Source organism: Microbacterium sp. STN6 (assembly GCF_026410545.1).
Taxonomy (GTDB): domain Bacteria; phylum Actinomycetota; class Actinomycetes; order Actinomycetales; family Microbacteriaceae; genus Root112D2.
On sequence record NZ_JAPMIT010000002.1, the window covers coordinates 455,083 to 466,885 of the forward strand.

13 protein-coding genes are annotated in these 11,803 nt (G+C 67.4%); 11 read left to right on the forward strand and 2 right to left on the reverse strand.

Translation table 11 applies throughout. The annotated features are described in order from the left end of the window. The first annotated feature begins 17 nt into the window (after window positions 1-17). Window positions 18-956: a tyrosine-type recombinase/integrase gene (locus tag OSC27_RS07535; RefSeq protein WP_267180825.1), complete on the forward strand. Its 939-nt coding sequence runs from the start codon at window positions 18-20 to the stop codon at window positions 954-956. Window positions 957-1,080: 124 nt separating this feature from the next. Here the strand turns inward: OSC27_RS07535 and OSC27_RS07540 are convergent, their stop codons facing one another. Next, window positions 1,081-1,653: a M23 family metallopeptidase gene (locus OSC27_RS07540; protein ID WP_267180826.1), complete on the reverse strand. Its 573-nt coding sequence runs from the start codon at window positions 1,651-1,653 to the stop codon at window positions 1,081-1,083. Between the two features lie 439 nt (window positions 1,654-2,092). Here OSC27_RS07540 and rpsB point away from each other — a divergent pair, with 439 nt between their 5' ends. The 10 genes from rpsB to OSC27_RS07590 all read left to right on the forward strand — a co-directional run bounded on the left by rpsB (window position 2,093) and on the right by OSC27_RS07590 (window position 10,612). Next, on the forward strand, window positions 2,093-3,091 hold the full coding sequence (rpsB, locus tag OSC27_RS07545) for a 30S ribosomal protein S2 (protein WP_267180827.1): 999 nt from the start codon (window positions 2,093-2,095) through the stop codon (window positions 3,089-3,091). A gap of 30 nt (window positions 3,092-3,121) precedes the next feature. After that, complete coding sequence (tsf, locus tag OSC27_RS07550; protein WP_267180828.1) at window positions 3,122-3,949, forward strand: translation elongation factor Ts; 828 nt, start codon at window positions 3,122-3,124, stop codon at window positions 3,947-3,949. Between the two features lie 131 nt (window positions 3,950-4,080). Then, window positions 4,081-4,797 carry a UMP kinase gene (pyrH, locus tag OSC27_RS07555; RefSeq protein WP_267180829.1) on the forward strand — a complete coding sequence of 239 codons (717 nt, stop codon included), beginning with the start codon at window positions 4,081-4,083 and terminating at the stop codon, window positions 4,795-4,797. A 77-nt stretch (window positions 4,798-4,874) separates the two neighbouring features. Beyond that, window positions 4,875-5,429: a ribosome recycling factor gene (frr, locus tag OSC27_RS07560; protein WP_267180830.1), complete on the forward strand. Its 555-nt coding sequence runs from the start codon at window positions 4,875-4,877 to the stop codon at window positions 5,427-5,429. Between the two features lie 13 nt (window positions 5,430-5,442). Further along, window positions 5,443-6,477 carry a phosphatidate cytidylyltransferase gene (locus tag OSC27_RS07565; RefSeq protein ID WP_267180831.1) on the forward strand — a complete coding sequence of 345 codons (1,035 nt, stop codon included), beginning with the start codon at window positions 5,443-5,445 and terminating at the stop codon, window positions 6,475-6,477. 4 nt (window positions 6,478-6,481) lie between these two features. After that, window positions 6,482-7,033, forward strand: a complete 552-nt coding sequence (locus tag OSC27_RS07570; protein WP_267180832.1) for a DivIVA domain-containing protein — start codon at window positions 6,482-6,484, stop codon at window positions 7,031-7,033. 129 nt (window positions 7,034-7,162) lie between these two features. Then, the gene (locus OSC27_RS07575) at window positions 7,163-7,756 is read left to right on the forward strand and encodes a lytic transglycosylase domain-containing protein (RefSeq protein ID WP_267180833.1); all 594 of its coding nucleotides are present in this window, start codon (window positions 7,163-7,165) and stop codon (window positions 7,754-7,756) included. Window positions 7,757-7,794: 38 nt separating this feature from the next. Then, a complete protein-coding gene (locus tag OSC27_RS07580; protein ID WP_267180834.1) occupies window positions 7,795-9,525 on the forward strand; it encodes a cation:proton antiporter in 1,731 nt (576 codons plus the stop codon). A gap of 38 nt (window positions 9,526-9,563) precedes the next feature. Then, on the forward strand, window positions 9,564-9,869 hold the full coding sequence (locus OSC27_RS07585; protein WP_267180835.1) for a hypothetical protein: 306 nt from the start codon (window positions 9,564-9,566) through the stop codon (window positions 9,867-9,869). A gap of 32 nt (window positions 9,870-9,901) precedes the next feature. Further along, on the forward strand, window positions 9,902-10,612 hold the full coding sequence (locus OSC27_RS07590) for an alpha/beta hydrolase (RefSeq protein ID WP_267181164.1): 711 nt from the start codon (window positions 9,902-9,904) through the stop codon (window positions 10,610-10,612). Between the two features lie 117 nt (window positions 10,613-10,729). Here the strand turns inward: OSC27_RS07590 and OSC27_RS07595 are convergent, their stop codons facing one another. Beyond that, complete coding sequence (locus OSC27_RS07595) at window positions 10,730-11,794, reverse strand: AI-2E family transporter (protein WP_267180836.1); 1,065 nt, start codon at window positions 11,792-11,794, stop codon at window positions 10,730-10,732. Window positions 11,795-11,803 lie beyond the last annotated feature (9 nt).

The window sequence follows — 11,803 nt, forward strand, 5'->3', positions numbered from 1 at the left end:
CGTGGCAGTCTGGGCGTATGGGAACCCAGCTGAGCGCGGCGTTCGAGGAGTTCGCCGTTCACCTGCGTTCCGAACGCGGTTTTTCGCCGCAGACCGTGCGCGCATACCGTTCAGACCTTGCCGGATTCACCGCATTCGCGGCCGCGCGGCAGATCACCACGGTCGATGAACTCTCGCTCGACGTGTTTCGCGACTGGCTGTGGGAGTGCTCCAAGCAGGGGCTGGCGAAGTCGACCCTCGCCCGACGCTCGGCGACGGCACGGAGCGTGAGCCACTGGCTCAGCAGAACGGGCAAGAGCGACCTCGACGGCGTGGCACGGCTGCGGTCGCCGCGCCCCGACCGCACCCTGCCGCGCGTTCTGACGCGCGCGCAGATGGACGACATGATCGCCGACCTGCACCGGCGTGCGCACGACGCCTCCGTTTCGCCCGACATGCACGGGCGGGCGCAGGCGTTGCGTGACCTGGCCGTCGTCGAGCTGCTCTACGCCTCCGCGCTGCGCGTCTCCGAACTGACCTCGCTCGACATCGACGACCTCGATCTCGATCGACTCACCGTACGCGTACTCGGCAAGGGATCGAAAGAGAGGGTCGTTCCCTTCGGGGTGCCCGCCCAGGCCGCGATCGTGGACTACATGCGCCAGGGGCGGCCGGCGCTCGCGGCGAGCCACGCGACATCCGCTGCGCTGTTTCTCGGAGCCCGCGGAGGGCGCCTCGGCGGCAGGAGCGTGTACGAGCTGGTGTCTCGACTGATCTCGAAGTATCCCGGGGGAGGGCCCGCCGGCCCGCACGCGTTGCGGCACACGGCGGCGACGCACCTTCTCGACGGCGGGGCCGACCTTCGCGCGGTGCAGGAGATGCTCGGCCACGCGAGCCTCGGAACGACCCAGATCTACACGCATGTCTCGGTCGAGCGCCTGAAGGACACCTACGCGCAGGCACACCCACGGGCGTGAGGCCGGCGCCCGCTTCGCGACACGGGCCAGCGTCCGCTGCTCAGCACGGACTCGGGTCAGTTGCCCAGCGAGCCTGCGTGCGTTGCGCAGCGGGCGCCTGCCAGTTGTGTAAAGAGCGCCTGCGTCAGTTGTGCAACGGGAGCAGCACTGCTCGCGGCACACCCCCAAGGTAGAGAAGCGGAGAGACGTAGCGACCGTTCACGCGCACGCCGACGTGCATGCAGTGCAGGTTGCAGTGCCCGCCCGTGGCGAGTGTGCCGATGCGGTCGCCGCGGGTCACGGTGCTGTCCTTCGCCAATGCGCTCGTCACGGGCTCGAAGCTCACCAGAACGGCGTCGTCGAGCTCGAGCGTGACCACGGGTCGGCCGGCGACCTGGCCGGTGAAATAGATTGTGCCGGCCTCGGGGGCGAGCACCGCATCGCCGGGTGCCGCCATGAGATCGATGCCGCGATGCCCTGCCGAGTACCGCGTCTCGGGCGCCTCGAACCCGCGAAGCACCCGCCAGGGCGGGGCGAGTGGCCACGCCCAGCGCGCACTCGCGCCATGGGAAGCAGGAGACGGCGGCGTCAGGGTCTGCGCGTCGGCGGCTGTTTCCCGAGCATCCGCGGCGACAGCGGTTGCCGACGCGTCCGCCGCGGCCGACGGCACGCCGGCAAGCACGAACGCGACGCTGACGACGGCGATCGCCCATGCCACGCGGCGCCACGAGCGGCGACCGAGCGACTGACGCGACTGACGCGACTGACGCGGCTGACGTGGCTGACGCGGCTGACGCGACTGACTGGACATGCGGTCGAGTCTGCGCCAGCACGAGACCCGGTGGCGGCGCCCGTTCTGATCAGTGCAGGGCGGCTGCGCGCATCCGCGTGTGCAGGAGCAGAGGTGAGAAGCGGAGCCCGAGCAATGATAAGATTTACCTCGCATCTCGTTCATCGAGGTGACTACGCGTGCCCACAAACGTGCGCCGCATCCACCGGTCCCACATCTTCCGAGCCTCTCGGGAACCAGCAGCATCAGGCTGCGTGTGGGCGGATGCGGACCGGGGCACCAGGATGTGCGGGCCGACCGGCCCGTCGCAGAGAACCGAGTGATGGTGTGCGGGATGCCCGCGCGTCATCGGAACAGGAGTACGGCAATGGCCGTCGTCACCATGCGCCAGCTGCTCGACAGCGGCGTTCACTTCGGGCACCAGACCCGCCGCTGGAACCCGAAGATGAAGCGCTTCATCCTCACGGAGCGAAGCGGCAGCTACATCATTGACCTTCAGCAGTCTCTCGCGTACATCGACAAGACGTACGACTTCGTCAAGGAGACGGTCGCCCACGGCGGCACCATTCTCTTCGTCGGTACGAAGAAGCAGGCGCAGAACGCGATCGCCGAGCAGGCGCAGCGCGTCGGCCAGCCGTTCGTCAACCAGCGCTGGCTCGGTGGCCTGCTCACCAACTTCCAGACGGTCTCCAAGAGGCTTGCCCGCATGAAGGAGCTCGAGGAGCTCGACTTCGAAGGCACCACGAGCGGCTTCACCAAGAAGGAGCTCCTCATCAAGAAGCGTGAGCTCGACAAGTTGCACAAGTCGCTCGGCGGCATCCGCAACCTGACGAAGACGCCGAGCGCGCTCTGGGTGGTCGACACCAAGAAGGAGCACCTCGCAATCGACGAGGCCAAGAAGCTCGGCATCCCCGTCATCGGCATCCTCGACACGAACTGCGACCCCGACGAGGTGCAGTACCCGATCCCGGGTAACGACGACGCGATCCGTTCCGTCGCACTGCTGACGCGCATTGTCGCGGATGCTGCTGCCGAGGGCCTCATCCAGCGCCACCAGAAGCCGGAAGACGCCGAGGGCGCGGTCGAGCCTCTCGCCGAGTGGGAGGCCGAACTGCTGAAGGCCTCTGAGGGCGAGAACGCGGCCGACAAGGCGAACGCCGACGAGGCCGCAGCCGCCGACGCCGACGTGCAGACCGGGGTCGAGACCGCGAAGGTTGCGGCTCCCGCGGAGGAGGCCGCTGAGGCCGCCGAGACGCCCGCCGTCGTCGAGGTCGAGGCCGTCGAGCACGCCGCGACCGAGTCTGAGGCCGACGTTGCCGGTGCCGCTGCTGACCAGCAGGGTGACGCCGCCGCCGAGTCCAAGTAAGTCTTCGATACTCAAGGGAGTACATACGTAATGGCAAACTTCAGCATTGCCGACATCAAGGCGCTGCGTGAGCAGCTCGGGACCGGCATGGTCGACACCAAGAAGGCGCTCGAGGAGGCCGACGGCGACGTCGAGAAGGCCACCGAGATCCTGCGCCTCAAGGGTGCGAAGGGCAACGCCAAGCGCGCCGACCGCTCCACCAGCGAGGGACTCGTCGCCGCGCGCGACAAGGACGGCGTCGGCTACATGATCGAGCTCGCCTGCGAGACGGACTTCGTCGCGAAGAGCGATAAGTTCATCGCGCTGGCCGACGGCGTTCTCTACGCGGTCATCGAAGCCGGCGCGACAACACTCGACGAGGCGCTCGCGGCACCGGCGGCCACCAAGACCGTCGCGGAGGTCATCGGAGACGAGGCCGCCATCCTGGGCGAGAAGGTCGAGTTGCGCCGCGTCGCCGCCGTCACCGGCGAGAAGTTCGCGATCTACCTGCACAAGACGTCGAAGGACCTGCCCCCGCAGGTCGGCGTCGTGCTCGGCTACAGCGGTGATGACGCCGAGACCGCGCGCAGCGTGGCTCAGCACATCTCGTTCGCCAACCCGAGCTACCTCGCCCGCGAGGACGTGCCGGAGGCCGACGTCGAGAACGAGCGCCGCATCGTCGAGGAGATCTCGCGCGGCGAGGGCAAGCCTGAGGCGGCGCTGCCGAAGATCATCGAGGGTCGCCTGGGCGCGTACTTCAAGCAGGTCGCCCTGCTCGAGCAGGACTACGCCAAGGACAACAAGCTCAGCGTCAGCAAAGTACTTGCCGATGCGGGCCTGACCGTCTCGGGCTTCGCCCGGTTCAAGGTCGGCGCCTAACAGCAATGAAAGGAGTCCGGATCGCACAGCGCGATCCGGACTCCTTTTCTCTGCCTGACGGCACGGGCCGCCCGCTCCGCCGTCGGGTATCTTGAACACGATCGACATCTCACGTACGGGGGCAACAGCCAATGTCAGAAGCACCGAAACGACGCAGGGTTCTCCTCAAGCTCTCCGGTGAGGCATTCGGTGCCGGCTCCCTGGGCGTCAATCCCGATGTCGTCAGCTCGCTCGCCCGTGAGATCGCCCAGGCGGCGACCGACGTGGAGATCGCGATCGTCGTCGGAGGCGGCAACTTCTTCCGCGGAGCCGAGCTCAGCCAGCGTGGCATGGACCGAGGACGCGCCGACTACATGGGCATGCTCGGCACCGTCATGAACGCGCTCGCTCTGCAGGATTTCCTCGAGCAAGCCGGTGCTGCGACGCGTGTGCAATCCGCTATCGCCATGACCCAGGTCGCCGAGCCTTACATTCCCCGCCGAGCGGAACGGCACCTCGAGAAGGGCCGCGTCGTCATCTTCGGCGCCGGTGCAGGGCTGCCCTACTTCTCGACCGACACCGTCTCGGCCCAGCGGGCACTCGAGATCGGTGCCGACGTCGTACTTGTCGCCAAGAACGGAGTCGACGGCGTCTATTCGGCCGACCCGCGCACCGACCCGAAGGCCGTGCGCATCGATCGCATCACCTACCAGGAGGCGCTGCAGCGCGGGCTCAAGGTCGTGGACTCGACCGCGTTCAGTCTCTGCATGGATAACGGTATGCCGATGCAGGTCTTCGGCATGCAGCCGGCAGGTAACGTGACAGACGCCCTGCTGGGCCGCGAGATCGGCACGCTGGTCTCCAACTAGACTGGGCCTGACGCAGGCCGCGCCCGAAGACGAACCACGACTGACGGCGAATCTGTTCGAGCAGAAGGAGTACTTACGTGATCGCCGATGTGCTTTCCGAGACGACCGAGCGCATGACGAAGACCGTGGAGAGCGCGAAGGAAGACTTCAGCACGGTCCGCAGTGGTCGTGCGAACCCGCAGCTGTTCCAGAAGGTCCCCGTCGACTACTACGGCACGCCTACTCCGCTCGGCCAGCTCGCGTCGATGCAGAATCCCGAGGCGCGCATGATCATTGTCACGCCATACGACAAGTCGGCGCTCAAGGACATCGAGAAGGCCCTCGTCGCCGCGCAGAACCTGGGCGCCACGGTCGGCAACGACGGGGAGATCATCCGGGTCACCCTGCCCGAGCTCACAGAGGAGCGACGGCGCGAATTCGTGAAGATCGTGCGCGGCAAGGGTGAAGACGCGCGCGTGGCGCTGCGCAACATCCGCAGAAAGGCGAAGGACGACCTCGACGCGCTCAAGGGCGAAGTAGGCGACGACGAGATCGCCCGGGCTGAGAAGGAGCTCGAGCAGATCACGAAGACGCACGTCGACCAGGTCGATGACGCTCTCAAGCGCAAGGAAACGGAACTCCTCGAGGTCTAGGGGCCCGCTCGACATGCAGCAGGATCCCTCAGACCACGAGCCGCAGGCGGGCGGCCCGTCGAGGCGCCGCCACGAGCGCGGAGATCTCGGCGCATCGATGAAGGCCACCCGGCAGGACTTCGAGCGCCAGGTGAAGGCGACGCGCGGCGATATCGAGCGCCAGATGCAGGCGACGAAGGCCCAGTTCGACGCCACCAGTGAGCGCATACAGGCCCGAACCGGCCGCAACCTGATTCTTGCGATCCTCATCGGCGTGGGCCTCGGGCTCCTCATCGTCGCGAGCCTCATCATCGTCAAAGAGCTCTTCCTGGTGCTCGGCCTCGCTCTTCTCGGCTTCGCCTCGTTCGAGCTCGCCGGTGCACTGCGCGGGGCCGGATGGCTGGTTCCGCGCATTCCCACGGTGGTCTCCGCCCTTGCTGTGGTGCCCGCCACCTATTACGGCGGATCCACCGGCCAGCTCGTCAGTGTGGGCGCAGGCATCGTCTTCGTGTCGCTCTGGCGGCTTGCCGAGCTCACGATGCGATCGCACCGCGCATCCGCTGCCTCTGTGATGCGCGACCTCGGCGCGGGTGTGCTCATTCAGATCTATGTGGTGTTCCTCGGCAGCTTCGCCATTCTGCTCCTCGCCCAGGAGCACGGACAGTGGTGGCTGCTGGGTTCACTGATCGTGGTCGTCGCGGTCGACACGGGCGCATACGTGAGCGGGCTGCTGTTCGGCAAGCACCCCATGGCGCCGGTGATCAGCCCGAAGAAGACCTGGGAGGGCTTCGCGGGCGCCGCCGTGGCGAGCATCATTGCGGGCATCCTGCTGGCGACACTCATGATGGGCGAGCCGGTCTGGTTCGGGTTCATCCTGGGCCCGGTTCTGCTGCTGACGGCGACCATGGGCGATCTTGCCGAGTCTCTGATCAAGCGCGATCTCGGGATCAAGGACATGAGTTCCTGGCTGCCGGGCCACGGCGGGTTCCTCGATCGGCTCGACTCGATTCTGCCCTCTGCCGCCGCCGCTTTCGCCCTCTTCGTCGTCTTCGCCGGTCTCAAGGTTTGACACAATGGGTGACGTGAGCACGTTTCCAATCGCACGCAGGCCCCGGCGAGGGTACGACATCGACGACGTCGAGGCGTTCCTCGCGCGGGCCAGGAGCGCGTACGACGGCGAGTCGGGCGGCAGCCTGAGCGCCGAGGAGATCAGACACACGGCGTTCACGCTTCGCCGGCGCGGCTACGTCACGTCCGCCGTCGACGCGGCGCTCGAACGGCTTGAGGATGTCTTCGCCGCCCGGGAACGGGAAGAGGCGGTGCGTGAGCTCGGTCGCGATGGCTGGCTCGAGCAAGCCCGTACGACGTCAACCGAGATCGTGGCCCGCCTCGAGAGGCCGGAGCACGCGCGGTTCGGCCGTGTCAGCATCCTGAGCCATGGTTACAGCGTGGGGGAGGTCGACGCCTTCTGTGACCGGCTGCTCGACTATTTCCGCCAGGGCACCACGTTGACGACGACGGATGTGCGAACGGTTGTCTTCACGCCGAAGCGGGGCGGCTATCGCGAATGGCAGGTCGACGCAGTGCTCGACTCTGTGACCGATGTCATGCTGGCCGTTCGCTGAATCGTCAGGTCGTGCCTTGGTCTCACGGCCATCATGCGTTATCGTTTTGTGATCGTGGGTAGGCATTCGGGAGTCATCGCGCCCCTCACACCGGCTAATCCGGTGGGGGTGACACGCAGAAGACCCCGGGTGCGGTCTCGAATTTCGCTCGTCTTGTTCTCGTTCTTCGCAGCGAGCGCGTTCCTGCTCGTGAACGTCGTCGATCCGTACGCCGGAGCCACGGCGTCTCCCACTTTTGACGCGTCGACCCGCTTCGGCGGGGCCGAGACGCAGAGCTTCGTCGCCGGTGACGACCTTCAGGAGCCCGTGGTTTCCCGCGAGGGCTACACCATGAAGGAGGCCCCGAAGCCTCCGCCACCGCCGCCCGCGCCCGCCGCACCGGCGAAGGCCACCCGCGCCGCTCCTGCCGTCGGCGCGCCCGACCCCGGCAGCGCTCAGGCGTACGCACACGACCTGCTCGCCTCGCGCGGCATGGGGGAAGACCAGTACGCGTGTCTGGTGGCGCTGTGGAACCGCGAGTCGCACTGGAACGTGTACGCGTACAACGCCAGCAGCGGCGCATACGGGATCCCGCAGGCGCTGCCCGGCAGCAAGATGGCCTCGGTCGGTGCCGATTGGCAGACCAGCTATCAGACGCAGATCACGTGGGGTCTCAGCTACATCGGACGCTGGGGCGACCCCTGCGGCGCATGGGCGCATTCGGAGCGCACCGGCTGGTACTGATCCGGGCCGAGCGGCGCGCATCCGCTTAGGCTGTCCGTGTGGAATACGCGGCGGTAGGGGTATTCGCGATCGTCGTCATCGTCGCGGTTTCAGCGTTCTCGAAGCAGCTCGGCATCGCCGCGCCCCTGCTGCTCGTCGTCGCAGGCCTCGGCTTCTCCTTCATTCCGGGTGCGCCGACCGTCGACATTCCGCCCTGGATCATTCTCGACGCGGTGCTGCCGCCGCTGCTCTACGCGTCGGCCGTTCAGGTTCCTCTCGTGGACTTCCGGCGCAACGTCGGCAGAATCAGTGCGCTCTCCGTGCTGCTTGTCATCGTCACGTCGTTCGGTGTCGGGTTCGTGATGTATGCGCTCATCGGCGGCCTCGACCTGGGGGCGGCCATCGCGCTCGGCGCCGTCGTGAGCCCGACGGACGTCGTCGCGGCGACGACCATCGCCAGGCGCCTTGGTCTGCCGGCGCGACTCATCACGACGCTCGAGGGCGAGGGGCTCGTGAACGACGCCTCGGCGCTCGTCATGCTGAAATCGGCGATCGCGGCGAGCGGCGCGGGCCTCAGCCTGCTGAGCGTGGCGGGCGAGTTCGCGCTCTCGGTCTCTGTGGCCATCGTGATCGGCCTGGCGGCCGGTGTGCTCACGGTGTGGGTGCGTTCCACACTGCGTGACCCGATTCTCGACACCGCCATCTCGTTCACGGTCCCGTTCATCGCCTTCATCCCCGCCGACATGCTCAACGCTTCCGGCCTGCTCGCCGCCGTCGTCGCCGGCATCTACTCGGGCCATCGGGGTGCGTCGCTCTTCACCGCACAGACGCGGCTGAGCGAGCGGCTCAATTGGCGAACAGTGCAGTTCCTGCTCGAGAACGGCGTCTTCTTGCTCATGGGGCTCGAGCTGAAGGCCGTGATCACGAAGGTGCCGGATGACGAGTTCGGCATCGGCCTGAGCGTGCTTTTCGGCTTGCTCGTGTGCGTAGTGCTTCTCGTGGTGCGCGCCCTGTTCGTCGTGCCCATCGTGCTGCAGCTGCAGCGGGCGCAGCGGCGGGCGAGCCGCAACGACGGCTTGATGAATGCGTGGCTGGGGCGCATCCGCAGGCGGCCTGACCCCACCGATGACCGGGGGCGGCGACGAGCACGGCGAAGCCGGCGTTTCGCGGCACGGCGCGAGGCGGACAACGAGAGCCTGCAGGCGGATTCGGTGGACTGGCGCGGCGGCGTCGTACTCACGTGGGCCGGCATGCGCGGTGTCGTTACGCTCGCAGCGGCGCAATCGCTGCCCGCCGACACCCCGTATCGCCCGCAACTCGTGCTGATCGGGTTCACCGTGGCGGTGTTCACGCTCCTTGTTCAGGGCGGAAGCCTGCCCATGCTCATCAAGCGCATCGGAATCAGAGGCTCGGATGTCGCGGCCGACCGCCGCTCTCTCGCCGCCCTCGTCGACGAGATGAGCGCCGCTGGCCTCGCCGCTCTCGACGAGGAGATTCCCGAGAACAACGACGAGAAGGCGGACCCCGAGGTGATCGAACGTGTCAGGCAGGACACCCTCCTGCGCAGTGCCGCCGCCTGGGAACGCGCCGAGCGCGCGGAGTCGGACGACCCCGAGGCGGGCCCCCATCACCAATACCGAGCACTGCGGATGCGCGTGCTCGCTGCCGAGCGCGAGGCCGTCATCGAGGCGCGAAGCCGCGGCAGCTACCCGTCGCGGGTGCTGACCCGTGCGCAGAACCTTCTCGATGCCGAGGAGGCCCGCGTCTCCCAGGGCGTCGACGGAGCGTGAGCCGGGCGTCGGGCCACGGCGCACGTAGACTTGATGCCATGCCGCGCAGCAATCGACCCCGGGGCCGCCGCGCGCCTGGCCCGACCGAGGAGAGCGCCCTCGAACACGCTCTGACCGGCTGGCGGCGCACCGAGGAGCGACGCGGCGGTACCTGGAACGTGCAGCCCGTCTCGGTCGTGCAGGCCGTCAAGACGTACCAGTGCCCCGGCTGCGGCCTCGAGATCGCGCCCGAGACCGCGCACGTCGTCACGTGGCGCGCCGACGGGCTGATGGGCGAGGCCGCCGACCTCGCCGCCCGCAGGCATTGGCACACGCACTGCTGGAAGATCGGCGGGGGACGGTGAGCGTGCACATCGCGAACGAAGACGACGGGAGCGTGCCGATCCGCGGCGGCGTCGAGCTGCCCGCCAGGCGCGAGGACATCGAACTGCGCACCGGCGACGGCCTGACGCTCGTGGGCGAGCTCGCCCTCCCACTCGATGCAGAGCCGGTGGCCACCCTCGTCACGCTGCACCCGCTGCCGACCGGCGGCGGCTTCATGGATTCGCACATTCTGCGCAAGGCGGCCGCGCGCCTGCCTGCCCTCGCAGACCTGGCGGTGCTGCGATTCAATACGCGCGGCACGCACTCGCCCCGCGGCACGAGCGAAGGCCGCTTCGATGAGGGCGTGGGGGAGCGGTACGACGTGGCGGCGGCCATGCAGTTCGTCGCCGAGCGGCATCTGCCGCATCCGTGGCTCGTTGGCTGGTCGTTCGGCACGGAACTCGCCCTCAAGTACGGGCTGGAGCACCCGATCGACGGCGCGATTCTGCTCTCGCCGCCGCTGCACAGAACGACGGATGCCGAGTTGGCTGCGTGGTCGGGTTTCGGCGGGCCTCTCGTCGCCGTCATCCCCGAGTTCGACGACTATCTGCGACCGCCCGAGGCGCGTGAACGTTTCGCGGCGGTGCCGAATGCGCGGCTCGTCGAGGTCGCCGGCGGGCGGCACCTGTGGGTGGGGGAGAACCTCACGCGGCGAGTGCTGACGGAGATCGTCTCGGTCGTGAACCCCGGCGCGCTGCCGCTGCCGACGGAGTACACGGGGTAAGGCCGGGGCGTCTGGTCTCGATACGCGCGCCGCAGTGTGGGGATGCCGGTCTCGATACGCGCGCCGGAAGGGCGCGCTACTCGACCCGAATTGCAGAAACGATGCACTGCATCGTTTCTACAATTCGTTCTGGTGGGGGATCACGACCTGCTTGATGATGAGCAGCACGGCAGCGGCGACGGGAATCGCGATGAGTGCGCCGAGGATGCCGAGCAGAGAGCCGCCCGCGAGGGCGGCGATCACGACGAGAGAGCCCGGGACCTGAACGGCGCGGTTCATGATGTTCGGGCTCAGGATGTACGCCTCCACCTGCATGTAGATCACGTAATAGATGGCCGCCGCGATGGCGGTCGTCAGCGTGTTCTCGTGCAGGCCGGGGAACGGGATGAGACACGTGAGAACGATGATGACTGAGCCGGTCAGCGTACCGACGAGCGGCAGCAGCGAGAACAGGAACGCGATGAAGGCGAGCACGGCCGTGAACGGGGCGTGGATGATCGACAGGAAGATGAAGCTCAGGACGCCGTTGCAGAGGGCGAGCGCGAACTGGCCCATCACGTAGCGACCGACGGACTTGGAGATCTGCTCGGCGAGATCGGCGAACCGCGCGCGCTTGGTGGCGGGCACCAGCTGGTAGAGGCCGCGCTTGATCGAGGGAAGCGACGCCGTGAAGTAGATGGTCAGAATGCCGATGATGATCGCCCCGAACACCCCGCTGATCACCGCGAAGCCGACCGCGAGCACGCCGTTGGCGAGGCCTGTGATCTTCGATGGGTCCGTGACGAACGCCGTGACGCTGTCGATGAACGACGAGACGTTGGCCGAGCCGAACTGGTTGTTGAGCGCGCCGATCCAGTCCTGCTTCTGAATGGTGTTGACGATGCCGGGGATCTGCCGCACGAGCTCGGAGACCTGGGAGGTGATGATCGGCACGATCGCGAAGACGATGCCGACGACGGCCCCGATCACAACGACGAGCACCGTGACGATGGCTGCCCAGCGCGGAAAGCGGAGCTTTTCGAGCAGTGTCACGGCCGGGTCGAGCCCGAGGGAGAGGAACAGCGCCGCACCGATGTACGTGATGATCGTCGAGAGGCTGACGATCGACGCCAGAATGAGGATGCCGAGCCCGACGCCCAGGGTGCCGACCAGACCGAGCCGGAACGCATTCTGGATCTTCATCTGGTGGTC

Coding starts and splice junctions, on each gene's coding strand:
- OSC27_RS07535 (WP_267180825.1), top strand. CDS start 18: ATGGGAACCCAGCTGAGCGCGGCGTTCGAGGAGTTCGCCGTTCACCTG.
- rpsB (WP_267180827.1), top strand. CDS start 2,093: ATGGCCGTCGTCACCATGCGCCAGCTGCTCGACAGCGGCGTTCACTTC.
- tsf (WP_267180828.1), top strand. CDS start 3,122: ATGGCAAACTTCAGCATTGCCGACATCAAGGCGCTGCGTGAGCAGCTC.
- pyrH (WP_267180829.1), top strand. CDS start 4,081: ATGTCAGAAGCACCGAAACGACGCAGGGTTCTCCTCAAGCTCTCCGGT.
- OSC27_RS07565 (WP_267180831.1), top strand. CDS start 5,443: ATGCAGCAGGATCCCTCAGACCACGAGCCGCAGGCGGGCGGCCCGTCG.
- OSC27_RS07570 (WP_267180832.1), top strand. CDS start 6,482: ATGGGTGACGTGAGCACGTTTCCAATCGCACGCAGGCCCCGGCGAGGG.
- OSC27_RS07585 (WP_267180835.1), top strand. CDS start 9,564: ATGCCGCGCAGCAATCGACCCCGGGGCCGCCGCGCGCCTGGCCCGACC.
- OSC27_RS07595 (WP_267180836.1), bottom strand. CDS start 11,794: ATGAAGATCCAGAATGCGTTCCGGCTCGGTCTGGTCGGCACCCTGGGC.